This is a genomic window from Streptomyces sp. NPDC091272 (assembly GCF_044757485.1).
Classification (GTDB): Bacteria; Actinomycetota; Actinomycetes; order Streptomycetales; family Streptomycetaceae; genus Streptomyces.
Genome location: NZ_JBIVVC010000010.1, coordinates 266,648 through 289,959 on the forward strand (window position 1 = coordinate 266,648; position 23,312 = coordinate 289,959).

General features: G+C 72.3%; 20 protein-coding genes and 1 pseudogene. 16 read left to right on the forward strand and 5 right to left on the reverse strand.

Annotated features, from left to right (window positions below; genetic code table 11):
* Positions 1–3 precede the first annotated feature (3 nt).
* Complete coding sequence (locus ACIQM4_RS26250) at positions 4–1,221, forward strand: amidohydrolase family protein (protein ID WP_401596195.1); 1,218 nt, start codon at positions 4–6, stop codon at positions 1,219–1,221.
* 71 nt (positions 1,222–1,292) lie between these two features.
* Here ACIQM4_RS26250 and ACIQM4_RS26255 read toward each other — a convergent pair whose 3' ends face one another.
* From ACIQM4_RS26255 to ACIQM4_RS26270, 4 genes are all read right to left on the reverse strand, one after another.
* Entirely contained in the window at positions 1,293–2,096 is an 804-nt protein-coding gene (locus ACIQM4_RS26255) for an SDR family NAD(P)-dependent oxidoreductase (protein WP_401596197.1), read from the reverse strand.
* A 197-nt stretch (positions 2,097–2,293) separates the two neighbouring features.
* Positions 2,294–2,848 carry a hypothetical protein gene (locus ACIQM4_RS26260; RefSeq protein ID WP_401596200.1) on the reverse strand — a complete coding sequence of 185 codons (555 nt, stop codon included), beginning with the start codon at positions 2,846–2,848 and terminating at the stop codon, positions 2,294–2,296.
* A gap of 306 nt (positions 2,849–3,154) precedes the next feature.
* On the reverse strand, positions 3,155–3,634 hold the full coding sequence (locus ACIQM4_RS26265) for an SRPBCC domain-containing protein (RefSeq protein WP_401596202.1): 480 nt from the start codon (positions 3,632–3,634) through the stop codon (positions 3,155–3,157).
* 61 nt (positions 3,635–3,695) lie between these two features.
* The gene (locus ACIQM4_RS26270; protein WP_401596205.1) at positions 3,696–4,094 is read right to left on the reverse strand and encodes a winged helix-turn-helix transcriptional regulator; all 399 of its coding nucleotides are present in this window, start codon (positions 4,092–4,094) and stop codon (positions 3,696–3,698) included.
* Positions 4,095–4,232: 138 nt separating this feature from the next.
* On the opposite strand from ACIQM4_RS26270, the gene ACIQM4_RS26275 reads away from it, so the two are divergent.
* From ACIQM4_RS26275 to ACIQM4_RS26305, 7 genes are all read left to right on the forward strand, one after another.
* Complete coding sequence (locus tag ACIQM4_RS26275; protein ID WP_401596208.1) at positions 4,233–4,640, forward strand: RidA family protein; 408 nt, start codon at positions 4,233–4,235, stop codon at positions 4,638–4,640.
* 155 nt (positions 4,641–4,795) lie between these two features.
* Positions 4,796–6,316, forward strand: coding sequence for a fused MFS/spermidine synthase (locus tag ACIQM4_RS26280; protein WP_401596210.1), 1,521 nt, complete (start codon positions 4,796–4,798; stop codon positions 6,314–6,316).
* Between the two features lie 181 nt (positions 6,317–6,497).
* Positions 6,498–7,370 (forward strand): helix-turn-helix domain-containing protein, encoded by an 873-nt coding sequence (locus ACIQM4_RS26285; RefSeq protein WP_401596212.1) that lies wholly within the window; start codon positions 6,498–6,500, stop codon positions 7,368–7,370.
* 149 nt (positions 7,371–7,519) lie between these two features.
* Positions 7,520–8,065, forward strand: coding sequence for a hypothetical protein (locus ACIQM4_RS26290; RefSeq protein WP_401596215.1), 546 nt, complete (start codon positions 7,520–7,522; stop codon positions 8,063–8,065).
* Positions 8,066–8,108: 43 nt separating this feature from the next.
* A complete protein-coding gene (locus tag ACIQM4_RS26295) occupies positions 8,109–9,062 on the forward strand; it encodes a hypothetical protein (RefSeq protein WP_401596218.1) in 954 nt (317 codons plus the stop codon).
* A 192-nt stretch (positions 9,063–9,254) separates the two neighbouring features.
* Positions 9,255–9,692 carry an NfeD family protein gene (locus ACIQM4_RS26300; RefSeq protein ID WP_401596221.1) on the forward strand — a complete coding sequence of 146 codons (438 nt, stop codon included), beginning with the start codon at positions 9,255–9,257 and terminating at the stop codon, positions 9,690–9,692.
* 27 nt (positions 9,693–9,719) lie between these two features.
* Positions 9,720–10,814: an SPFH domain-containing protein gene (locus tag ACIQM4_RS26305; RefSeq protein ID WP_401596223.1), complete on the forward strand. Its 1,095-nt coding sequence runs from the start codon at positions 9,720–9,722 to the stop codon at positions 10,812–10,814.
* 67 nt (positions 10,815–10,881) lie between these two features.
* Here ACIQM4_RS26305 and ACIQM4_RS26310 read toward each other — a convergent pair whose 3' ends face one another.
* Positions 10,882–12,159: an FAD-dependent monooxygenase gene (locus ACIQM4_RS26310; protein WP_401596226.1), complete on the reverse strand. Its 1,278-nt coding sequence runs from the start codon at positions 12,157–12,159 to the stop codon at positions 10,882–10,884.
* A gap of 805 nt (positions 12,160–12,964) precedes the next feature.
* On the opposite strand from ACIQM4_RS26310, the gene ACIQM4_RS26315 reads away from it, so the two are divergent.
* The 8 genes and pseudogenes from ACIQM4_RS26315 to ACIQM4_RS26350 all read left to right on the forward strand — a co-directional run bounded on the left by ACIQM4_RS26315 (position 12,965) and on the right by ACIQM4_RS26350 (position 23,132).
* Positions 12,965–14,236 carry a glycosyltransferase family 4 protein gene (locus ACIQM4_RS26315; protein WP_401596229.1) on the forward strand — a complete coding sequence of 424 codons (1,272 nt, stop codon included), beginning with the start codon at positions 12,965–12,967 and terminating at the stop codon, positions 14,234–14,236.
* A complete protein-coding gene (locus ACIQM4_RS26320; protein WP_401596232.1) occupies positions 14,233–15,702 on the forward strand; it encodes a sugar transferase in 1,470 nt (489 codons plus the stop codon). Before ACIQM4_RS26315 ends, ACIQM4_RS26320 begins: the two co-directional genes overlap by 4 nt.
* Positions 15,703–15,704: 2 nt before the next feature.
* Positions 15,705–17,054: pseudogene (locus ACIQM4_RS26325) on the forward strand (O-antigen ligase family protein); the annotation flags it as partial.
* 470 nt (positions 17,055–17,524) lie between these two features.
* Positions 17,525–19,351, forward strand: a complete 1,827-nt coding sequence (locus ACIQM4_RS26330; protein WP_401596234.1) for a lipid II flippase MurJ — start codon at positions 17,525–17,527, stop codon at positions 19,349–19,351.
* Positions 19,341–20,174: a polysaccharide deacetylase family protein gene (locus ACIQM4_RS26335; RefSeq protein WP_401596237.1), complete on the forward strand. Its 834-nt coding sequence runs from the start codon at positions 19,341–19,343 to the stop codon at positions 20,172–20,174. The genes ACIQM4_RS26330 and ACIQM4_RS26335 overlap by 11 nt, the downstream gene beginning before the upstream one ends.
* On the forward strand, positions 20,171–21,307 hold the full coding sequence (locus ACIQM4_RS26340) for a glycosyltransferase (RefSeq protein ID WP_401596239.1): 1,137 nt from the start codon (positions 20,171–20,173) through the stop codon (positions 21,305–21,307). Before ACIQM4_RS26335 ends, ACIQM4_RS26340 begins: the two co-directional genes overlap by 4 nt.
* Positions 21,304–21,981, forward strand: a complete 678-nt coding sequence (locus ACIQM4_RS26345; RefSeq protein WP_401596242.1) for a lipopolysaccharide biosynthesis protein — start codon at positions 21,304–21,306, stop codon at positions 21,979–21,981. Before ACIQM4_RS26340 ends, ACIQM4_RS26345 begins: the two co-directional genes overlap by 4 nt.
* A gap of 5 nt (positions 21,982–21,986) precedes the next feature.
* Positions 21,987–23,132, forward strand: coding sequence for a GNAT family N-acetyltransferase (locus ACIQM4_RS26350; protein ID WP_401596275.1), 1,146 nt, complete (start codon positions 21,987–21,989; stop codon positions 23,130–23,132).
* Positions 23,133–23,312: the final 180 nt, after the last annotated feature.

Sequence of the window (23,312 nt, forward strand, 5' to 3'; positions counted from 1 at the left end):
CACATGTCTGAATCCGACCCTCCTGACGTGCTCCTGTGCCCCGCGCAGGTGTGGGACGGCGCCGAAGACGAGCCCAAGGCCGGTCTGCTGGTACGTACCCGGGGCGACGAGATCGTCGAACTCGGCACGGAACTGGAACCGGGGCCGGCGACCCAGGTGGTGCCGCTCCCGGGACTGACGCTGCTGCCGGGCTTCATCGACTGCCACGTCCACCTCATCGATGACGAACTCGACACCGACACGCCCGGGTACCAGCTGCTCAACGCCGTTCCGCTCCTGCGCACGCTGCTCGATCACGGCTTCACCACCGTACGGGATCTGGGCTCGGCGGACGGCGCCCTCAACGTGGCGCTGCAACGGGCCGTCGAGGACGGGCTGGTCCCGGGACCTCGCGTGTTCGTGGCCCCCAACATCCTCTCCGCGCGCGGTGGCCACGGGGACAAGACACCGGCCCTGGCCGAGCGGTACGGGCTGGAGGTGGGCACCGTTGCCGACGGCGCCGACGGGGTACGCCGGCTCGTGCGCGAGCAGAGCCGCTACGGAGCCGACTGGGTCAAGTTCGCGGCTGGCGGCGGTTTCTCCTCACCCGCCGACGACCCGCTGCACTCCGGCTACACACAGGAGGAGATGAACGCGCTCGTGGCGACGGCCACGGACCGAGGGCTGCCCTGCGCCGCCCACGCCTTCTCGGACGAGTCCGTGCAACGGGCCGTACGGGCCGGAGTCCGTAGCATCGAGCACGGATGCCTGGCCGGTGCGGAAACCCTCGCGATGATCGCCGAGGCCGGGGTGTATCTGGTACCCACCCAGTACGCCCAGTCCTACTACCTGGACCGCTTGGACGACGACGAGTTCTGGCGCGACAAGGCGGACTATTTGCGCGCCGCCTACCGACGCCACGCCGACACACTGCGCGCCGGCGCGTCGCTCCCCGCTGCCAGCGGTGCCCGCATCGCCTTCGGGACCGACGCGGGAATGTTCCCCCACGCGGAGAACTGGCGCGAGTTCGCCGCCCTCGTGAAGAACGGCATGACCCCCCTGCGCGCCCTGCGTTCCGCCACCACCACCGCGGCGCGACTGCTGCGACAGCCCCGCCTGGGACGCATCGCGACCGGCCTGGCCGCCGACCTCGTCGCGGTGGCCGGCGACCCGCTGACCGACATCGGGGCCACCGGGCGGGTCCGGTTCGTCATGTCACGCGGCCGCGTCCACCGCGCCTGAGGCTCCGCCCGCCGCATCTGTGTTCCGCGGCGGGCCAGGTGGAGCCCCCCACGTGACTCACCCGCCGGCCTTCAGGCCCGCATGCCGCCGTCGACCCGCAGGACGGTGCCGGTCACGTAGGACGAACGGTCGCTGAGGAGCCAGGCGGCGGCCTGGGCGATCTCGTCGGGCTCGGCAGCACGCCGCAGTGGGGTCTTCGCGTTGAGCCGGTCGATGACGCCGGGCGTGTTCGCTTCCCAGGCACGGATCATCTCGGTCAGCGTGGTGCCGGGGGCGATCGCGTTGACCCGGATGCCCTCCGGGCCGTAAGTGACGGCAGCCGACTCGGTGAGGCTGTTGAGCGCCCGCTTCGTCGCACCGTAGGCGGGCAGCTCGGGGTTGCCCCGCAGGCTGCCGACGCTGGAGTTGTTGACGATGGCGCCCGTTCCCGCGGTGGCGCGGATGGCGGCGACCTCGGCGACCATGGCCAGCCACGGGCCCTTGAGGTTCACGGCGTAGATGTGGTCGAAGTCGGCCTCGGTGACCTGGTCCATGGGGCCGGGAGGGATTCCCGTCGCGGCGTTGTTGAAGGCGACGTCGAGCCTGCCGTACAACTCCACGGCGCGGTCGACGGCCGCACGCACGCCGGCCGCGTCCGAGATGTCGCACACCGCGTAGTCCGCGGTGCCGCCTGCCGCCCGGACTTCCTCGGTCACCGCCTTCAACTCGTGCTCCGTCCGGGCCGCGAGCAGCACCTTGGCACCCTCCCGGGCGAACAGCCGGGCGGCTGCGGCGCCGATACCTCGGCCGGCTCCCGTGATGAAGGCGACCTTTCCGGCCAACAGGCCTGACTCGGTAGTGCTTTGAGGCGTGCTGGCCGTAGGTGTGTTGTCCATGGGAGTGATTCTGCACCGGGCGGTGGTGGTGATGGATGAGGGGTGAGGTCGTACCGGTGGTCCGCTCCGGCCCCCTGACGGCGGACGAACGGCGCCGCGGCCAGGGGTGGCCGCGGCGCCGTTCGACACACCCGGGCCGGGCAGAGCGGTGAGTAGCACGAGAACATCGCTCGGCGGGGCGGGGGGGGTCAGGGGATTCAGAGGATGGTGATGGTGATGGGCCCCGCGCTGCTGGTCAGGCCCGTGGGGCTGAGGCACGCGGTGATGTCGGTGCTGAGGAGGGTGATGGTGTTGATGACTGTCTTGCCGGCGTAGTCACCCGAGGTGACCTGCCCGGTGAGAACCAGAACGGTGATGCCATTGGGTCGTAGCGAGACACCTCCGGTGAAGTTGAACTTGCTGTCGGTGGTGCCCGCGTTGACCCAGTCGATCTTTCCGGTCCCGCTGGAGTTGCCGCCGAGGCAGTTGAGGGGGCCGCTGCCGTTGAAGGTCACGGCTCCGGCGGTGTGGTTCAGGTCGAGCGACACGCACGGGCCCACGGTGCCGGTCGCGCTGAGGGAGACGTTCGGGGCCGGGGTGGACGGGTACTTCAGGCCGGGCGAGTAACTGATGGTCTCGGTGCCGAGCGGGCAGGTGACCAGATCGACCGACGCGTGCGCGGTACCGGCACCGGGCAGCACGAGCGCCGCCGCGGCCAGGGCCAGCGCGGACACAGTGGTGGTCGCGCGCCGTCTGAGCGAAGTGAGGGCCATGGGGGAACCTCCGGGGTTGATGGGCGGGGCCGGTCGTGTGGCGATGCCCCGCCTGTCGAACAGCAAGCTCGTAGGAATGTCTGGGGGGACGCCGTACGAGCCTGCTGCGGTAATCCCGAGTGTGGGCCGGGGGTTCACCGGTTGCCTAGAGGTGTGCGCCGCGTCCAGGAGCGCACCGAGTACACCCCGTGCGCGCTCGGCGTCCCCGTGCGCACTTCACATCCCGTGCGCACTCGACGTCCCCTGTGTGCCGTTGGGGCCGCGGCCCTGAACGGACGGCACGCCGCGGCCGGCCGACGGCTCCCGTCAGGCCGGGTGGTGGTCGGCGACGGCGTTGAGCTCGATACCGTGCTCAAGCAGGCACTTCAGCGCGCACAGGACCGTGGTGAAGCCACCGACGGTGTCGTTGACCCAGCGGACGGTGTCATCCTTCGAGCCCTGGAATCCTGTCTCGGTCACCTCGACGAAGGTGCTCCCGGCCGCGCGTGGGGTGCACCGCAACTCGACCGTGGTCGGCTGCTCGTAGTTGCCCCACTGGAACCGGATCAGCCGCCCCTCCTCCACCTCTTCGACCCGGACCTCGGCCGAGGCACCGTAGCGCTCCCACTCCCAGCGCACCTCGGCCCCCGCGACCATCGGCCCACTGCTCCCGCTGTACCAGAACCGGGTGGCGACCGCGGGGTCGACGAATGCCTGCACCACCTCTTCCGCGGGCTTGTGGATGATCATGCATGCGTACGCGGCGGGATCGCTCGTGAGCGGAGGTGTCTCCATACGTACGATCATGCGCTGCCTCCGTCCGTCCCGGACCGAGGCTCGCGGGGACGGGGAGACGGCTGCCCTGACGTCAGGCGTCGAAGCGGCGGCGGGCCGCTTCGATGTGGCTGAGGTGCTGGTGCGTCCAGCCGCACATTCCGTCGACCGTCGCCCGCAGGCCCTGGCCCGACTCGTTGAGGGTGTATTCGACCCGCGGCGGCACGGTGGGATGCACTGTGCGCTCGACCAGCCCGTTGCGCTCCAGCATGCGCAGGTTCTGCGTGAGCATCTTGTGGCTGATGCCTTCGACCTTGTTCCGCAGCTCGCCGAAACGCAGGGTGCCCTCGCCCAGGGCCTCAATGATCAGGAACGCCCACTTGTTGGCGACATCGGAGAAGATCTCCCGCGCCAACGAGTCCGCGCGCCGCAGGTCCGCCTCCTCGGGCAGGTCCGCCTCCTCGGGCAGGTCCCCGAACTGCTTGGTCACCATAAGGTTCCCCAGTTACTAGAAAGTGCGTTCTTCCAGGTCAGGCTCCACTCTCCTATGGTGCCTTGGTAACCACAAGAGACCACGGGCGTCCCCGTAGGACGAGAGTCCACGGACGCGCACGAACAGGAGGCGGACAACATGGCCATCACCCTGGTGAATCCCGACGGATTGCCGCAGATCCCGGTGTACCGGCAGGTGTCGATCGCGACCGGGTCGAAGCTGGTGTTCCTCGCCGGGCAGGTCGCCTGGGACGCCGAGGGGAACACGGTCGGGGAAGGCGACCTGGCCACCCAGGTCGAGCAGTGCTATCTCAACGTCGGTACCGCGCTGGCCGCGGCCGGCGCCTCCTTCGACGACGTGGCGAAGCTGACCGTCTACGTGGTCGACTGGACCCCTGACAAGATGCCGCTGTTCCTGGAGGGAGTGGCGCGCGCCTCCGCGGTACTGGGCATCACCCCGATGGCGCCCGGCACGCTGATCGGCGTGGCGGCGCTGGACGTACCTGAGCATCTCGTGGAGGTCGAGGCCACCGCGGTCATCGACTGAGCAGTTGTATGGCGCGCGTACCGGCGGCCGGCCTCAAAGAGCGAATTGATGAATCGTCAGGACCCAGTGGACACTGACTCCTTTGCAATCGGCGTCAGTTGGGCCCGGCCCCCGGTTATTCTTCGGCGTCAGCATGCGAATCAAGGGATGCCACCGTGACAGAACCGTCCTCCCCGCCCGGAGCCAAGGACACGCCTCGTGCCCACGGTCTGGGTCCCCGTGCGGCTGCGGCGCTGGTGTTCGGGTCATCGGCCGCGGTCCTGGTGGTCGAGATCGTCGCCCTGCGCCTGCTTGCTCCGTATCTCGGACTCACTCTTGAGACCAGCACGATGGTGATCGGAATCGCCCTGGCCGCCATCGCCTTCGGCTCCTGGCTGGGCGGGCTGGTCGCCGACCGCATCCAGCCACGTCGGCTCCTGGGACCCGCACTGGGAGTGTCGGGAGCGGCCGTGGCGCTCACCCCCGCCGCGCTGCGCGCCTCCGCGGAGTGGGCACCTGCGTTGCTCCTGCTGATCGCGTCGCTGACCATTCTCGTGCCGGGCGCACTGCTCTCCGCGGTGACGCCGATCGTGACGAAGCTGCGTCTCACGACGCTCGCCGAGACCGGAACCGTGGTCGGCCGCCTGTCCGGGGTCGGCACCGTCGGTGCCATCGTCGGCACCGTCCTCACCGGCTTCGTCCTCATCTCCCGGTGGCCGGTCAGCGGCATCCTGATCGGCCTCGGCGCGCTGCTGCTGGGCGGGTCGGCGCTGGTCGAGTGGAGAACGCGGGGCTGGACCGGCGCCCCCGCGCTTGCCCTCGTGGTCGTCGCGGGCGGTCTGGCCACCACGGTGGTGCCCGGCAGCTGCGACACCGAGACCAGGTACCACTGCGTACAGGTCACCGCGGACCCGGGTCGCGAGGGCGGCCGCACACTCGTACTGGACGGCGTGCGGCACTCCTACGTCGACATCGACGACCCGACGTTCCTGGAGTTCACGTATGTGCGCGCCCTCGCGTCGGTGGTCGATGCCGCCTTTCCCGAGGGTGAACCCCTGACGGCCCATCACCTGGGCGGCGGCGGGCTGACGTTCCCCCGCTACCTCGCGGCCACGCGGCCCGGGACGCGCAGCGTCGTCTCCGAGATCGACGGCGGAGTCGTACGGGTCGACCGCGAGCGGCTCGGTCTGCGGCCGGGTTCCGGGATCGAGGTACGCACCGAGGACGGCAGGCTCGGCCTGCGGCGGCTGGAGGCCGGCAGCCGTGACGTCGTCGTCGGTGACGCTTTCGGCGGCGTCAGCGTGCCGTGGCCCCTCACCACCGCCGAAGCGATGGCCGACGTGCGGCGCGTGCTCACCGAGGACGGGCTGTACGTCGCCAACCTCATCGACCACGGTGAACTGGCTTTCGCACGTGCGAAAGTAGCCACCCTCAGCGAGACCTTCGAGCACGTCTCCCTCATCGGTGAACCGGCCGACATCGGTGTGCGACCTGGCGGCGTCGCGGAAGGCGGCAACCTGCTGGTGCTCGCCTCCCAGCGGCCCGTCGACCTGCCCGCCGCCCAGGCGGCGCTGGACGCCCGGCAGACCGGCTGGAAGATCACCACCGGCGCCGCCCTCACCTCCTGGGTCGGTGACGCCCGACGGCTCACCGACGACTACGCACCCGTCGACCAGCTCCTGCGGCCCAGCCGGTAGCACAGACCCGGCCGCGGCCGGGTCGACAATGGCCGACACGCCGCGTCACACCTCGACGGGTGTGGGATTCCCAACGTCCGTCAGCTGCTTCGCAGTTCAGGCACACGTGCCATCATGCCCGCCTACGCAGTGACGGGGGACGACCGTACCGGGTGGCCCCCGTGGCGGAAAGGGGCAGGGTGTGGCGGGAATTGGCGGCGGGGACGAGGCCCGCTCGGGAGCTGTGACGACCCGGTTCAACGACCGGGTGCGGGTGACCCGGCCCTGGCGGCAGGAGCTGCGGCCGTACGTGCACTGCTATGACGGTTACCGGGTGGCGGCGGCGACCTCGTACCGGGTGCGGCTCGTCCCCAGGGGGCGGGCCGTCGTAGTGATCAATCTCGGGGAGCCGTTCGCCCAGGTGTTCCGGCTCAGTGAGGCGGACCCCGGTGTGCGCGTGGTCGGCTCGCTCGTCGCCGGGCTGGAGGACGGGCCCCGGGTGTGCGACCACCCGGGCGGTCAGGAGGCGATTCGCCTCGAACTGACTCCTCTCGGCGCGTACCGGCTTTTCGGCGTGCCCATGCGGGAGTTGACGAACACCGTGACCGAACTGCGGGACGTGCTCGGCCCCGAGGCGGACGAACTGGTGGAACGGATGTCGGCGACCCCGGACTGGGCCCGCCGGTTCGATCTGCTGGACGCCGCGTTGCTGACCCGGCTGGACGGCGGCCCCGACCCCTCCCCCGAGGTCGCGCATGCCTGGCGACTGCTCACACGTTCGGCGGGAACGATCCCCGTGGCCCGCATCGCCACCGAAGTGGGCTGGAGTCACGGCCACTTGGTACGCCGTTTTACCCAACAGGTCGGGCTGACACCGAAGATGTCGGCCCGGGTGCTGCGTTTTCACCGGTCGGTGGAGCTGCTGTCCCGCGAGGGTACGGACCTCGGGGACTTGGCTGCCACCTGTGGCTTCTACGACCAGGCCCATCTCAACCGGGAGTTCCGCGCCCTGGCCGGTGTCACCCCTCTCGGAATGGCGGCTGCGCGCCGTGTGGAGGGCGCCCACGAGCTGTGAGCGACGAAGACGACGGAGACGGCGACGGCGACGGCGACGGCCGAACCGGGCAGCGACATCAAATTTTTCCAAGCCGAGCCGCCTCCCCCGTCCCTAAGGTCCCTGAGCAGTGCGCAGTCGTTGCGTACGGCCACATCAGGGGGATACGTATGTCGCTGCCGAATCCGAGGTCGGGCAACCAGCCCGCGCGTCGCGGCCGGTGGGAGCGCTTCAAGCTGACGCGCCCGTTCTCGTCCCGGGACCTGGCCGGTCTCTGGGGCTCGATCCTGGGCGTGCTGGCCCTCGCCCTTCTGCTGGGTTGGGCGCTCGACATGAAGGGCGGTGTGGTGATCGTCGCGGCGATCCCGTTCATCTCGTCCTGGTTCGACTCACGTCGCATCCTGTTCCAGTTCGACGCGGCCGGCGTGCGGGTCGCCGACGTGCTGCTGCCCTGGAGTGACGTCACTCAGTTCGTCGTGGCGAATCCCGAGGGTGCCGAGCAGGTGCTGATCGGCGTACGGCTGCGTCAGGGGGCGGTGGTGCCGGCCGGCGCGGGGGGCCGGCCGGCACATCCGGCGATGCCCGCGCCGCTGTACGTGTCCGTGCAGCGCCACAAGTTCGACCTGGCCAAGATGCTCACCAAGGCACGCAAGTACGCCCCGTCCCACCTCCAGGTGGTGGTGGCCGAGCCGACGGGAGAGCGGGTGGCGTCCTGAGCCGTGGCGGCTCCCGCGCCGTGGGACGCCCGCGGCCGTCACCGTGTCCGAACCACACCAGCTGCACCTGGAGATCAGCCCGATGAGCTACGACCAGCCCGGACCGTACGGCGGACAGCCTCAGCAGCCCGGACCGTACGAGCAGGGCCCGCCGCACCAGCCCGGACTGTACGGCCAGGGTGGGCCGCAGTACCCGGGCCCCTACGGCCAGGTACCACCGGTTCCCCAGGGCGCGCCCTCGCAGGGTTACGGCCCTCCGCAACAAGGCCCGCCGGACGCGTACGGTCCGCCTCAGCAGCCCGGTCACCTCGACCCCCAGGCCCCGCCTGCGCCCGGTGCAGGTGGCGGCAAGAAGGCCTGGCTCGTCGTGGGCGCCGTGGTGGCACTCGCCGTGACGGGTGGCGGTATCTGGTACCTCACCGCGGGCAGCGACGAGGGCTCCGGTCCGAAGAACGACGGACCGCACCGGCTCACGGCTCCGGCCGAGGTGCTGGGCGGCAAGTACAAGAGCGTGACCAAGAAGGCGGACGAGCCGCGGCCCCTTGACGCGTCCAAGGCGAATTACCTGGCCGGCACCGGCATCTCCGCGGACTCCCGATCGGTCGTCAACGTGTACTCGGCCGCCACCGAACTGCACGATGCGCCACGGGCGGAGGGCCTCACGTTCCTCGGTGTCCACGGCGAGGTGGCGGACCCCGCGAGGACGCTCGACGCCGTGTTCGCCGAGCTGAGGCAGCGGCCGAACGGCAACTTCCTGGGGGCGGCCCAGGCGGTGGCACCCGACGGGTTGGACGGCGCCGTGATGAAGTGCCAGAAGTCCGAGCGCGAGACCCCCGCCCTGCCCCTGCACCGGCAGCCGACCGTGACTTGCGTCTGGGCCGACCACAGCACCGTTGGCGTGGTCACGCCCAGCAAACCCGACGCTGTGTACTCCGTGGAGGAGGCCGCCCAACTGGCCGCCGATCTTCGCAAGGCGGTACGAGTGGCGGGCCGGTAAGCCGTCGGGCGCGCGCCATGGTCCCGCCCGTGATCCGGGCCCGTCACCAGCAGCCCCGCCCGGGACTGCAAGGGTCAAGCCCCTGCCCACCACCGGGCACAGGACCAGGACGAAGTGGGCGGTACGGGACCTGCCGCAGCAGGGTGAACCGGGAGTAGATTGGGTGGAGGGCCCCTCCGGAAGGGCGATGCGATGCCGTGGTTCGTCTGGCTGCTAGCGGCCTCGGCACTGGGTGCCGTGGAGTTCCTCACCCTGACGCTGGTGTTCGGCCTGCTCGCCGGGGCCGCGCTGGTGGCCGCCGTGGTGGCGGGGATCGGGGTCGGTCTGCTCGGCCAGCTCGTCGCGTTCGTCGTGGCGGCGGCTGCGGGGCTGGTCGTCCTCCGTCCCGTGGCGCTGCGGTACGTGGCACGCCAGCCGCTCACCCGCGACGGCAGCGACGCGCTGGTGGGCAGGCGTGCGGAGGTGGTGCAGGAGGTCACCGCGACCCGGGGGCTCATCAAGCTCGCCGGCGAGGACTGGTCCGCCCGAGCCCTGGACGAGACTCTCGTGATTCCGGCCGGATCGCTGGTGGACGTCATGGAGATCGAGGGCGCGACGGCCGTCGTCCACCCCCGCGAGCTTCTCCCGTAGGGCTCGCCCGTAGCAATGGAGGACGCAGTGGATCCCGTGCTCATCCCCATCCTCGTGGCGGCCCTCGTCGTCGTCCTCCTCGCGGCGTCCGCCGTGCGGATCGTCCCGCAGGCGCGTCGCTACAACGTCGAGCGGTTCGGCCGCTACCTCCGGACCCTGCAGCCCGGACTGAACCTGGTGCTGCCGGTGGCCGACCGCATCAACACCAAGCTCGACGTGCGGGAGCAGGTCTACTCCTCCGACCCCAAGCCGGTGATCACCGAGGACAACCTCGTGGTGAACATCGACACCGTGCTCTACTACCAGATCACCGATCCGCGTGCGGCGGCCTACGAGGTCGCCGACTACCTCCAGGCGATCGACCAGCTCACGGTGACCACCCTGCGCAACGTCATCGGCAGTCTGGACCTGGAAGGCACGCTCACCTCGCGCGAGGAGATCAACGCCCGCCTGAGGGCCGTCCTCGACGACGCCACCGGCAAGTGGGGGATCCGGGTCAACCGCGTCGAGATCAAGGCCATCGATCCGCCGCAGAGCATCAAGGAGGCGATGGAGAAGCAGATGCGGGCCGAGCGGGACAAGCGCGCGGCCATCCTGCACGCGGAGGGTGAGCGGCAGGCCAAGATCCTCACGGCGGAGGGCACGAAGCAGAAGGACATCCTGGAGGCGCAGGGCACGCAGCAGGCCATGGTCCTGCGGGCGGACGGCGAGGCGAAGGCGGTGGAGCTCGTCTTCCAGTCCGTCCACCGCAACAACGCGGACCCGAAGGTCCTGGCCTACAAGTACCTGGAGACGCTCCCGCACCTGGCGGGCAGTGACAACAACACCTTCTGGGTGATCCCGGGAGAGCTGACCGAGGCGATCCGGACCGTCACCGGCGCCTTCGGCGACCGGTCGGGCAGCGGTCCCTCCCCGGCGCCTCCCCCCTCCGTACGGCCGGACCCGGCGGCCACCGGCGACGACACGCCGGACGCGGCACCCGCTCCGGGGCCGGCGGCGGGCCCGACGGGTTCGCTCGACGCCGCGGCGGTCGCCGACGAGGCGGTGAAGCAGGCTGACGCCGCGGTGAGCCAGGCCAAGGCGGAAGCGGCCGAGGCGGCGAAGTCGCCACGGCGCACCTGACCGCACGCCACGCCATGTCTGACCGCACACACGCGTGCCGTCGCCCAGGAGCCGCTCCCCCGTACGGCTACCGCTGCCGCTCCTCCTGCGCGCCGTCGCGCCCCGGCGCACCGTACGGGACGGCGCGCGCCTCGGCTCGCGCGGCCGCGGTCCGTGCCTGCACGAGCTGCCCGATGCGGGGCCCCAGCCTGCGTTTGAGGTCACGCAGGGCAGGCAGGCGGCCGACCGCCCGGTCGAGGTGGTAGTAGAGCTGCGGGGGCACGTGCGGCAACAGGGGGGAGTGCCGCTGGCCCAGCAGGGCGAACATCCGGGAGGGCGGCAGCTGGATGTAGCGCGGGAGGTTCTCGTACCACTGGGCACTGAGGCGGGCCGCGCTCTGTGTCGCGAGCAGCGCGGACTTCCGTTCCTGTTCGTAACGGCGCAGCGCCTCGGACCGTTCGGGCTCGGAGTGCACCGCGGCGGCGAGGGCGATGGCGTCCTCGATCGCCAGCGTGGTCCCCGCGCCGATGGAGTAGTGCGTGGTGTGCGCGGCGTCGCCGACCAGGACGAGGTTCCCGTGGTGCCACCGGTCGTTCGTCAGCGTGCGGAAGGTCTGCCAGCGGATGCGCCCGTCGGCCTCGGCGCGGCCCATCAGCGGGTGGCCCCCCAGTGGTTGGGCGAACAGTCGCTCCAGCAGCGCCAGTGCGTCTGCCTCGGGCGCCGTGTCCAGGCCGAGTCCGCGGTGCGTCTCGGGCGAGCACTCCACGATGAAGGTGCTGCGGTCCGCACCGAACCCGTAGGCGTAGCACCAGATCCAGCCGTGCGGCGTCTCCACGAAGCTGAAGGTGAAGGCGTCGAAGCGCTTGGTGGTGCCCAGCCAGATGTAGGTGTTGCGGCCGCCGGCCTGCCGGGGACGGAAGTGGTCGGCGAAACGGTCACGCAGCGCACTGCGGACCCCGTCCCCTGCGACGACCAGGTCGGCGTCGGGCAGCGGGTCGTCCGGCGTCCACTCACGCTCGAACTCGATCCGGGCACCGAGCGCCCTGGCCCTCTCGGTGAGGATGTCGAGCAGGCGGTGGCGGCTGATGGCGAACCCGTCGTCACCGTCGCACACCGTGGTGTCTCCCCCGACATGGGCGACCCCGCCGCTCCAGCGGACCGAACCGGCCAGGATGGCCTCCGCGCTCTCCGGGTCGCAGACCCGGAGCCGGTCGAGCAGGCCGCCCCAGTACGTCACCCCCCAGCCGTACGTTGACCCGGCGGCATTGCGTTCGTACACCGTGACCTCGTGCGCCGGGTCCTGTCGTTTCATCAGAATCGCGAAGTACAGACCGGCAGGCCCGCCTCCGACACATACGACCCTCACAAGCACTCCCCGAAGTAACCACAGGTGTTCGATCGACGACGCAGAGTAGCAAGAACATCCCGTTCCACAGCGCCACCTGACCCCTTCCGGGCGGGGTGCCGCGCGTGTGTGCGATTGAAACGACCGCATGCCGGAGACGCGCGGGTACTTGGACCCGGCCGCGGTCGGCAGGCGCCATATGACGGCGCGCGGAATCTTGACTGTTTGTACGTGCGCGTCCGATGTGGTTTTAATCGGCCACCTGAGAAGGTGCACTCATATTTTTCGTCCGATCGAACCCGGAGTACTCACATGCGGAAGTCAACAAGTGCTGCGACGCGCGACACTTGGCGCCCTCCGAGCTGCGCCGTGAATATCTTCATACAATTCTGATCGACTGCCTCGCGGAGGCGCAGGTGAAATAGGCGAGATATCGTCCCCCGCGGGCTAGCATGCAAAACACGGGAGCGCCGGGCCAGTTGGGCGCAACGAGATTTCCGGACACCTGCACCTCTGACAACGGCCTCCCGTCGAGAATTCGTTCCCCCACACCTGTCACGCGACGAGCTGCGCCAGGCGATCGCGCGCGAGTCGCGGGTACCGCCGCGCCTGACCTACGACCGGAGGCGGTGCCGACTCCGTGGGCGGGCCCCACCCGGGACGGTCCGGGCCCGTCGGACAGGTCCGCCCCTCCCGCGCATGCGACCACCGGCGAGCGGGCGCGTCACCCCGTCGGAAAGCCACAGATTCCCTCGCGCGCGCCGGCGTGAGCCCAGTGGCAACACATCCGCGCCAGTTCAACTTCCACGCACAGAGGGAGCCGCCCGTGATGCAGGAACACAGGACAGGGAGCAGCCGGCTGACGGTTCTTCACCTGGTCCAGCCCGTGGACGGCGGAGTCGCCCGGGTGGTCGTCGACCTCGTCAGGTCCCAGGTGCAGAAAGGGGTACGCGCGCTCGTGGCATGTCCGCCGGACGGCCCGCTCCCCGGACAGGCGGCCGATGCCGGGGCGGACGTACTGCGCTGGCCCGCCGGCCGCGCACCCGGCCCCGGGCTCGCCTCCGAGGTGCTGACCGCAGCCGGGCTGATCCGCAGGAGCGCCCCCGACGTCCTGCACGCGCACAGCGCCAAGGCCGGGCTCGCCGGCCGGCTCGCGGTGCGGGGCCGGGTGCCGACGGTGTTCCAGCCGCATGCGTGGTCCTTCGACGCGGTGGACGGGCGCCCCGCGGAGCTGGTCCGGCGCTGGGAGCGCTACGGCGCCCGGTGGAGCACCCGGACCTTGTGCGTCAGCGAGGCCGAGCGGCGCGCCGGGGAGGCGGCCGGCATCTCCTCCCGCTGGGCGGTGATCCGCAACGGCATCGACCTCGATCGGTTCGGTGCCGGAGAGGCAGACGGAGACGGAGACGGCCACGGGGATGGGGACGGCGACGGTCACGGGGGTGGGGAGAGCGTCGGCGCGCGCACCCGTGCCGAGGCCCGCTCCGAGGAACCTCTGCTCGCCGCGTTGCCTCCCGCCACCCCCCTGGTGGTGTGCGTGGGGCGGCTGTGCCGGCAGAAGGGGCAGGACGTCCTGCTGCGGGCCTGGCCGGAGATCTCCCGTCGCGTCCCCGGTGCGCGGCTGGTGCTGGTGGGCGACGGCCCGGACGCGGAACGGCTGCGCGGCTCGGCGCCGCCCGGTGTCCTGTTCGCCGGGGCAGTCGCGGACACCCGACCGTGGCTGCGCGCTGCCGACGTCGCCGTACTCCCCTCGCGCTGGGAGGGGATGGCGCTCGCTCCCCTCGAAGCAATGGCCTGCGGCACGCCCGTCGTGGTGAGCGACGTCAGCGGCGCCCGGGAGAGCCTGCCCCCGGGCCAGCGGTCCCACTGCCTCGTACCGCCGCGGGAGCCCGCGGCGCTGACCGACGCCCTCGTTGCCCTGCTGTCCGACCGGGCCCTCCGGGAGGAGCTGGGAGCGCGGGCCCGGACCCATGCCCGCACCGCGCACGACGTACGGGCCACCGCGGCGGCGGTCCTCGATCTCTACCGGGACGTCCTCGGACCACCCCGACCCTCGACGAGCCCGCCCCGACCCTCGACGAGGGAGTACATCCAGCCATGACGACAGAGAGCGCTCCCGCGCCGCAGGCCTCCCCGGCTACGGCCCTGTTCAGCTCGGCGCTGCTGCACGCGCCGCGCCGATCCGCGCGGGGCCGGGCCGCCCCGCCGGCCCGTCGGGCCTCCCACGGGCGCGGGCACCTCGCCGCTCTGCTCACCGGGGACGCGGCCGCCCTGACCACCGCCCTGGTGCTGGCCCCCGACGTGGCCAGGCCATGGCTCGCGGTCGTCGTGCTCGTCGCCGCCCAACTCCTGCTGCTGGCCCACCGCGGCCTCTACCGTCCGCGGCTCTCCCCGTCCGCGCTCGCGGAACTGCCCACGCTGTTCGGCATCGCGCTGCTCCAGTGGTGCGCCACCACCGAGGCCTTCACGGCGTACGACTCCCGGTACGCGGCCGAATGGACGACGACGGTGTGCGCCGCCGCCGCGCAGGCGCTGCTGCTCTGCGGCGGGCGGGCCGGGAACTACCAGCTGAACCGCCGGCGGCTGGCCCGCCACCCCGAGTCGACGCTGATCGTCGGCGGCGGCCCGCTCGCCGAGCGCATCACCGTGGCCCTGTACGGGCGCCCCGAGTACGGCATACGGCCGGTGGGCCAGACCGACGCCGCGACCGACGACCCGCCGTCGGACACCGCGCCGCTGCCCGTCCTCACCACCACGGAGGAGGTCGGCCGGGCCGTCGTACAGGCAGACGTGCGGCACGCCGTCTTCACCCGGCCGTACGCCCCCGACCTGGAGACCGAGGCGCTGGTCGAGCTGCTCGACGGACACGGCTGCAGGCTCTGGGTCGTCGACGGCCCGGCCCCGGCATCCCCCGGGCCGGGTACGACCACGGGCTCCGACCACCTGTGGGGCTTCGCCGTACGGCCTCTCGGCGTGCCCGGCACCCCGGTGGCGCGGACGGTCAAGCGGGCGATGGACATCGTCCTGGCCGGCGTCGCGCTGGTGCTGGCCGCGCCCGTGATCGGTGCCTGCGCGCTCGCCGTCCGGCTCTCCGACGGCCCCGGTGTCCTGTTCCGTCAGGAGCGCATCGGGCTGCACGGACGCCCCTTCGTCCTGCTGAAGTTCCGTTCCCTGCGGCCCGCGGACGAGCACGAGTCGGCCACTCGCTGGAGCGTGGCCCTCGACCGCCGGATGAGCCCGGTCGGCAGCCTGCTGCGGCGCACCTCGCTCGACGAGCTGCCACAGCTGTGGAACGTACTGCGCGGCGACATGAGCATGGTCGGCCCGCGTCCCGAACGGCCCTTCTTCGTCACCAAGTTCGGCCAGACCTACCCCGGCTACCGGGCACGCCATCGGGTACCGGTCGGCATCACCGGCCTCGCCCAGGTGAACGGGCTGCGCGGCAACACCTCCATCGAGGACCGGGCCCGCTTCGACAACCACTACATCGAGACCTGGACGCTCTGGCAGGACCTGTGCATCCTCGTGCGCACCACCGCCTCCCTGTTCCGGCTCGGAGGCAGTTGAGCATGAACGTCACCCGGGCCGCCGCCACCGCGCCCCCGTTCACCGTGCCCCCTCGTGCCGTCGGCGCGTTACGGGCGGTGGCGCGCCGGTGGCCGCTGCTGCCTGTCCTCGCCACCGTGCTGCTGCTGGCCGCCCCCGTCCAGGGCGAGGAGTCGGGGGCTGCCGCGCACGTCACCCCGGCCGACCTGGCGTCGGGTGTCATGGTGCTCTGCGCGCTGGTCCGTGTGCTGCGCCTCCGGCAGCGGCCGTTGACCACGGCGGCGGTCGTCGTCCTCGGCGGTCCCGTGGTGGGGCTGGCGATCGCCACGGTCAGCTCGGCCGACCTCCCGCTCAGCCTCACCGGCTTCGTGCGCTACCTCCAGGTGTTCGTCCTGGTGCCGCTGGCCGTGGTCCTCCTGGTCCGCGACGCGCAGGGCTTCAGGATCGTCACAGGATGCCTCGCGGTGCTCGCGCTCGTCCAAGGCGTCATCGGTGTCCACCAGTACGCGACCGGCACCGGCGCGTCGTACATGGGCGAGGACATCCGCGCGGTCGGGACCTTCGGGCCCGCCGACGTGATGGGCATGGCCACCGTGGTCGCCTACGGGCTGCTCGCAGCCGCGGCGCTCGCCCTGCGCACCCCCGCCGACGCGCCGCCCTGGCTGCGGCCGGCGGCGACGGCCGCGGCAGCCGGGCTCGTCGTACCGCTGGCGCTGTCCTTCAGCCGCGGGGCGTGGATCGCCACGGTGCTCGCGGCGATCGCGGTACTGCTGCTGGCCGGCCGGCGTCTGGCGATGCGCACCCTGGCGGTCCTGGTGCCCGCATCGGTGGTGCTGGTCGCGGGCTTCGGCGTCGGCTCCGAGATGATCTCGCAGCGCCTCACCAGCATCACGCAGGTGACCGACGCCCCCGACCGCTCCGTCAACGACCGGTACACCATGTGGGCCGCCGCGACCAGCATGTGGCGGGAGCAGCCTGCCACCGGCGTCGGCCTCAAGGGTTTTCCCGCGAACCGCGACGGCCACGCGTCGATCGGGCTTTCCTCGGGCAGCGACACGGCCGGCGCGGGCCGCGCCTTCGAGAAGCAGCCGCTGCTCTCGCCGCACAACATGTATCTGCTCGTGCTCAGCGAGCAGGGGCTGATCGGCGTCACCGCCTTCGTCGGCAGCTGGGCGGCGGTGCTGGTGGGCGGCGTGCGACGACTGCTGCCCGGCCGGGGGCGGGCCGTGGTGGCCGCCGACTGCGGACTGGTCGCCGTGGGGCTGACGATCTGGCAGATCGTCGACTTCCTGTACGCCGACATCGGCGGTCCCTCGACGGTCCTCACCGGGATCGTCTTCGGACTGGCCGCCTGGTGGGCGCTGTCAGCACCGGCCGGCCAGGCGAGGGAAGCCGTGACGCGGCTGTCGGCCGGCGTCCGGACGCCGGACCCGGCGGTGTGGCCGCCAGGCGGCCGGGACCGGCGGGCGTCCGGCCCGGGGGCGAACACCGCCGCACGGCCGTCGGCCGGTCCGGAGGCGGACACCACCGCGCCACCGTCAGCCGGCCAAGCACCGGACACCGCCGAACGGCCGTCAGCAGGCCCGGCCCCGGACACCGCCGCGCCACCGCCAGCCGGCCAAGCACCGGACACCGCCGAACGGCCGTCAGCAGGCCCGGCCCCGGACACCGCCGCATCACCGTCGGCCAATCCGGGGGCGGACACCGCCGCGCCGCCACCAGCCGACCAAGCACCGGACACCACCGCACAGCCGTCGGCCGCCCAAGCACCGGACACCGCCCCGCCGTCGTCGCCCGCCCGGGTCGTCCACGTACCGGCTCCGGCGGAAGCGCGGGAAGACAGGTGAGCGACACCAGGGCCGGTACGAACCCGCCCGACGAGGTGCGTCCCGGCGCCGCCGCGCCCGTCCTCCCCGCCAAGGCCGAACCGCCCCGGCTCGGCAGGCTGCTCGTCCGCGCCGCCTGGGCCACCGCCGTGCTGACCGCGGCCGGTTCCCTGTTGGGCCTGGTACGTGACCAGACCATCGCGCACCTCTTCGGCGCGGGCGTCGAGAGCGACGCCTTCCTGATCGCGTGGACCGTGCCCGAGATGGCCTCGACGCTGCTCATCGAGGACGCGATGGCGCTGCTGCTGATCCCGGCCTTCAGCCACGCCCTCACACGCCGTGCCGCCGGGGCCGCCGACGACGACGGTCCCGGGCAGGACCCGGTCCGCGCGCTGGTCACCGCGACCTTCCCGCGTCTCTTCGGACTGCTGGCCTGTGTCGCCGCGCTGCTGATGGTCGGGGCGCCCTGGGTCGTCCGGATCCTCGCCCCCGGGTTCGAGGACCCCCGGCTCGCCGTCGACTGCACCCGCCTCACCGCGATCACCGTCCTCACCTTCGCCCTCACCGGCTACTGCAGTGCGGGGCTGCGCGCACACGGCAGGTTCCTGGCGCCGGCCGGGGTCTACGTCGCCTACAACGTCGGCATCATCGCCACGATGCTCGCCCTGCACGCGGTGTGGGGGGTTCGCGCCGCCGCCGCCGGGGTGGCCCTGGGCAGTCTGCTGATGATCCTGGTCCAACTGCCGGGGTTCGCCCGGCTGGTGTTCCCGGTACGCCCCCGCCGGAGCACCCCGCGACCGTCGGGCACGGTGCGCCCCCGCCGGAGCACCCTTCGGTCGTCGGGCGTGGTGCGCCCCCGCCGGAGCATCCCGCGACCGTCAGGCACCGCGCGCCCCCGCCGGAGCACCCCGCGGCCGTCGGCCACCGCGCGCCTCCGCAGGAGCATCCCGCGACCGGCCGGCCGGCCGCGGGCCGCGACCGTCCGGCACCTGGGCATCGCCCTCCTGATGCCCGTCATCCTCTTCACCCTCAGCCGGCAGTCGCAGGTCCTGGTCGAGCGTTTCTACGCGTCCGGGCTGCCCGCCGGGGCGATCTCCCACCTGAACTACGCGCAGAAGGTCGCGCAGATGCCGATGGTGCTGTCGCTGATGATCTGCACGGTGACCTTCCCCGCGGTCGCGCAGGCCATGGCGCGCGGCGACCTGGAACGCGCGCGCCGCCGGGTCGAACGCGATCTGGGCATGGCCGGGACCATCGTGCTGCTCGGCACCGCCGTGGTACTCGGCTACGCCCCGCAGATGATCGAGGTGCTCTTCCAGCGCGGCGCGTTCGGCGCCCAGGACACCGTGGCCACCGCCACTGCCATGCGGGTGTACTCGCTGGGCCTGCTCGGCCACTGCCTGGTGGGCGCCCTCGGCCGGCCGTTCTTCTCCGCCGGCCGCCCCACCTGGTACCCGGCCGCCGCCATGGGCGCCGGGCTCGTGGTGACCACCGCGGCGGGCGCGCTCACCGTGAGCCCCTGGGGCGTCTACGGAATCGCCGCGGCCAACGCCGTGGGAATCAGCACCACCGCCCTGCTGCTGCTCGCCGGTATCGGCTCGCGCGTGCTCCCGATCGACGTACGCGCGGTCAGCGTCGCGCTCGGCCGGCTGACGGTCGCGGCGGCGGCAGCCGCCGCCGCTGGGTGGCTGGTCGGCCCGCTGGTGGCCGACCCGCTGCTGAGCCTGGCCGCCGGCTGCCTCCTGGCCCCCGTCACTTTCGTCCTCACGGGGCTGGCGGTCAAAGCCCCCGAAGTCGTCCACCTGCTGGCTCTCACCCGACAGAGGTTCTGCCATGACCGCTGACCCGGCCCGGGGCGTCCACCGGACCACCCCTCACCCCCGTCCCCACTCCCACTCCCCCTCCCCGACGGCCGCACCTCCGTGGATCCTGATGTACCACTCGGTGGCCGATCCCCGGGACGACCCGTACGGCATCACCGTCGCCGCCGACCGCCTCGACCACCAACTGAGCTGGCTGCGCCGCCGTGGGCTGACCGGTGTCGGTGTCGCCGCCCTGCTGCGCGCGCACGCCGCAGGTCACGCGCGCGGCCTGGTCGGCCTGACCTTCGACGACGGCTACGCGGACTTCCTGCACGAGGCACTGCCCACCCTGCGGCGGCACGCGTGCACCGCGACCGTCTTCGTCCTGCCCGGCAGGCCCGGTGGCTCCAACGAGTGGGACCCGCTCGGCCCGCGAAGACCGCTGCTGACCGAGAGCGCCGTGCGCCAGATCGCCGAGGCGGGGATGGAGATCGGTTCGCACGGACTCGTCCACCGCGACCTGACCCAAGTGAGCGACGACGAACTGCGGCTGGAGACACGGCGCAGCCGAAGGCTGATCGAGCGCGTCACGGGCGAGGCCCCGAGCGGCTTCTGCTACCCGTACGGCGCCATCGACCAGCGGGTCGCCACCGCGGTGCGCGACGCGGGTTACTCGTACGGCTGCGCCATCGACCCGGGTTCGCTGACCGGTGCCTACGCCCTGCCCCGTACGCACATCAGCCAGGCCGACCGCGCCGCACACCTCTGGGCGAAGAGGCTGCGCCCTCGCCGCGGGCGCCTGACGCCACCCGAGCCCGAGCCCGTGGGCGTGCCGCGGTCCGCACGGGTCGGCGGCGGGCGATGAGGGCACTGCACGTGATCACCGGCCTCGGCGTGGGCGGCGCCGAACAGCAGTTGCGGCTGGTGCTGCGGCATCTCCCGGCGCACTGCGACGTGGTGACCCTGACCAACCCCGGACCGGTCGCCGACGGGCTGCGCGCGGACGGGGTGCACGTCACCCATCTGGGGATGCACGGCAACCGTGACCTGACGGCGCTCCCGCGGCTGGTCCGGCTGATCCGCCGGGGCAGGTACGACCTGGTCCACACGCACCTCTACCGCGCCTGCGTGTACGGCCGGATCGCGGCGCGGCTGGCGGGCGTGCGGACCTGCGTCGCCACCGAACACTCCCTGGGCCGGGCGGAGATCGAGGGACGTCCGCTCGGCCGCGGCACCCGCGCGCTGTACCTGGCCACCGAACGGCTGGGTTCCGCGACCGTCGCGGTCTCCGGCACCGTCGCCGCACGCCTGCGCGAATGGGGCGTTCCCGCCTCGCGCATCCATGTCGTGCCCAACGGGATCGACGCCGCCCTCTTCCGCCACGACGCCGGGAGCCGCGCGTCCACCCGTGCGGCTCTCGGAGTGCCGCAGGACGCCTTCGTGGTCGGTGGGGTGGGCCGGCTGGTACCGGGAAAGCGCTTCGACGTGCTGGTGCGTGCGGTGGCCGCGCTGCCCGGCGCACAGCTCCTGCTGGCAGGTGACGGCCCCGAGCGGGAGTCCCTGCGGTCCCTGGCAGCACGGCTGGAGGCCGCGGACCGCGTTCATCTGCTCGGCGAGCGCGACTGCGCGGGCACCGCCGCGGCGCCCGGCGTGCCCGCCCTGCTCGGCGCCATGGACGTCTTCGTCTCCACCTCCCGCGAGGAGGCCTTCGGATTGGCCGCCGTGGAGGCGCTGGCCGCCGGGCTGCCGGTCCTGCACAGCGACTGTCCCGCGATCGAGGATCTGCCCGCCGGTCACGCGCCCGGCGCCCGGCGCATCAGCGGCGACGTCGCCGAACTGACCGCCGCCCTGCGCGCCACGAGAGAGACCGGGGCGCCCCGGCTGGTTCCGCCGCAGGCCGTGCACCACTACGACATCGCGCAGAGCGGCGCCCGGCTCATGGACGTCTACGCGCACGCCCTTGCCCCTTCGACCTCAACCGGGAGAGACCGCCCATGACCGAGACGCCCGAGCAGCAGCACACCGCGCCCGGAAGGATGCGCCGACTCGTGCCGTGGTCCGTGCCGTTGCCCCTGCCCGCCTGGTGGCCCGTACCCGCGTGCGCACTCCTCGGCGCCCTGTTCGCGGGCACCTACGGGATGCTGCAGGAGCCGGAGTACCGGTCCACCGGCTATCTCATCGCCTCGCCCGTCGCGGGGGCCACTCCCGACTCCGCGCTCGGCTACGCGCAGGCGTACGGGCGGATCACCACCAGCGACTCCACCCTCGCCTACGCGAGCGCGACAGCCGGTGTCCCCGCGACGTCGCTGCGCGCCATGGTGCAGACCGAGACCTCTCCGGACTCGCCGATGATCGCGATCACCGGCACGTCCGACCGCCCGGCGCGGGCCGCCGACATCGCCAACGCCGTGGCGGACGCCCTCCTCACGAGCAGCAACGGCATGTCGAAGAGCACCGGGGTCAAACTCGTCAACTTCTCCCGGGCGGTCGCACCCCTCGCCTCCGCAACCCAGTCCGTGCCCCTCACCGCGGCGGTGGGCGTCTGTGCCGGCGGGCTCGTCGGAGGGCTCGTCCTGCTCGTGCGGCCCCGGCGCCGCTGGGCGCCCGGCACCTCCGTACCGGCTCCGGCGCACTCCCCCGGCCGACTCGGCGCCGACCGGGAGCGGGTGTGAGCGACATGAACCGCGACACCCTGCGCGTCTCCCTCTGCCGCGACCCGGACGACTTCGCGCAACTGCGCACCGGGTGGGACGCCCTGCACCGCCGCTGCGCCGCGGCCACGCCCTTCCAGAGCCACGCCTGGCTGCACTCCTGGTGGCTCTCGTACGCCGCCGGAGGCCGGCTCCGTACGGTACTCGTCCGCCGCGGGGACCGGCTGGTCGGCGCGGCACCGCTGATGCTCGTCCACCGGCCGATGCCCCTGCTCGTCCCGGTCGGCCTCGGCATCTCCGACTACTTCGACGTGCTGGTCGACGACGACGGGGCGCAGGAGACCCTGCGCGCCCTGCGGCACGGCCTGGGCCGCGCCGCCCCGCACGCGGTGATCGACCTGCGAGAGGTACGTCCCGGAGCGGTGGCGGAGGAGCTGTACGAGAGCTGGTCCGGCGCCCGTGACCGCCTCCAGGACTCCACCTGTCTTGAGCTGCCCGCCACGCCGATCGACGAGCTCACCAAACGGATGTCGGGCAGCCGGGCGCAGCGCGTCCGCGCCAAGCTCCGCAAGATCGACGCCATGGGAATCGAGGGCCGTGCGGTCGCCGAGCACGAGGTGCCCGGCGCGGTCGGCCACCTGCTGCGGCTGCACGAACTCCAGTGGCAGGGCAGGGGGGTCAACGTCGAACATCTGCGGCCGAGGTTCGCCGCCCACCTGGAGCGGGCGGCCCGGCGCATGGTGCGGGACGGGGACGCGGCGGTCACCGAGTTCCGCATGGGCGGGGAGGTCGTCGCGGCGAAGATGACCGTGCACTCCGGCAGTCTGGTCGGCGGGTACCTCTACGGCGCCGACCCGGTGCTCAGGGAGAAGAAGGTCGACGTGGTGGCCATGCTGCTGCGCCACGACGCGCACCTGGCGGCGGACTCCGGGGGCAGCGTGCTCAGCCTGCTGCGGGGCTCGGAGACGTACAAGGAGCACTGGCGTCCCCGGTCGGTGACCAACAGCAGACTGCTGCTGGCGCGCCCGGAGCTCCGGCCGCTGCTGCGACTGCGCACCACGCAGGTGGCGTCGCGGCAGTGGGCCGCCAGGACCGTCGTCGAGCGGATGCCCGCCGCACGCGACTGGCGGACCCGTCTGAACAGCTGGCGGGCGAACGGCCACGCGTACTGAACCGTCCGCCGGCACCGGAACCGTCCACCGGCACCGGGAGGCCTCGCCGTGTCACATCGGCGAGAGCCTCCCGGGCGGGACGGAACTAGGTCGTTTCTGATGGCTCTTGGTGGGCTGGGTGGATCTTTCGGTCGGGTGGGAAGTGGCTTCGTATGGTGCGACGACATGAACTCACCGACG

Bases quoted from the DNA above. Each gene is read 5' to 3' on its own strand.
- ACIQM4_RS26250 (WP_401596195.1), top strand. From the start codon at position 4: ATGTCTGAATCCGACCCTCCTGACGTGCTCCTGTGCCCCGCGCAGGTG.
- ACIQM4_RS26255 (WP_401596197.1), bottom strand. From the start codon at position 2,096: ATGGACAACACACCTACGGCCAGCACGCCTCAAAGCACTACCGAGTCA.
- ACIQM4_RS26260 (WP_401596200.1), bottom strand. From the start codon at position 2,848: ATGGCCCTCACTTCGCTCAGACGGCGCGCGACCACCACTGTGTCCGCG.
- ACIQM4_RS26265 (WP_401596202.1), bottom strand. From the start codon at position 3,634: ATGATCGTACGTATGGAGACACCTCCGCTCACGAGCGATCCCGCCGCG.
- ACIQM4_RS26270 (WP_401596205.1), bottom strand. From the start codon at position 4,094: ATGGTGACCAAGCAGTTCGGGGACCTGCCCGAGGAGGCGGACCTGCCC.
- ACIQM4_RS26275 (WP_401596208.1), top strand. From the start codon at position 4,233: ATGGCCATCACCCTGGTGAATCCCGACGGATTGCCGCAGATCCCGGTG.
- ACIQM4_RS26290 (WP_401596215.1), top strand. From the start codon at position 7,520: ATGTCGCTGCCGAATCCGAGGTCGGGCAACCAGCCCGCGCGTCGCGGC.
- ACIQM4_RS26300 (WP_401596221.1), top strand. From the start codon at position 9,255: ATGCCGTGGTTCGTCTGGCTGCTAGCGGCCTCGGCACTGGGTGCCGTG.
- ACIQM4_RS26320 (WP_401596232.1), top strand. From the start codon at position 14,233: ATGACGACAGAGAGCGCTCCCGCGCCGCAGGCCTCCCCGGCTACGGCC.
- ACIQM4_RS26335 (WP_401596237.1), top strand. From the start codon at position 19,341: ATGACCGCTGACCCGGCCCGGGGCGTCCACCGGACCACCCCTCACCCC.
- ACIQM4_RS26340 (WP_401596239.1), top strand. From the start codon at position 20,171: ATGAGGGCACTGCACGTGATCACCGGCCTCGGCGTGGGCGGCGCCGAA.
- ACIQM4_RS26345 (WP_401596242.1), top strand. From the start codon at position 21,304: ATGACCGAGACGCCCGAGCAGCAGCACACCGCGCCCGGAAGGATGCGC.
- ACIQM4_RS26350 (WP_401596275.1), top strand. From the start codon at position 21,987: ATGAACCGCGACACCCTGCGCGTCTCCCTCTGCCGCGACCCGGACGAC.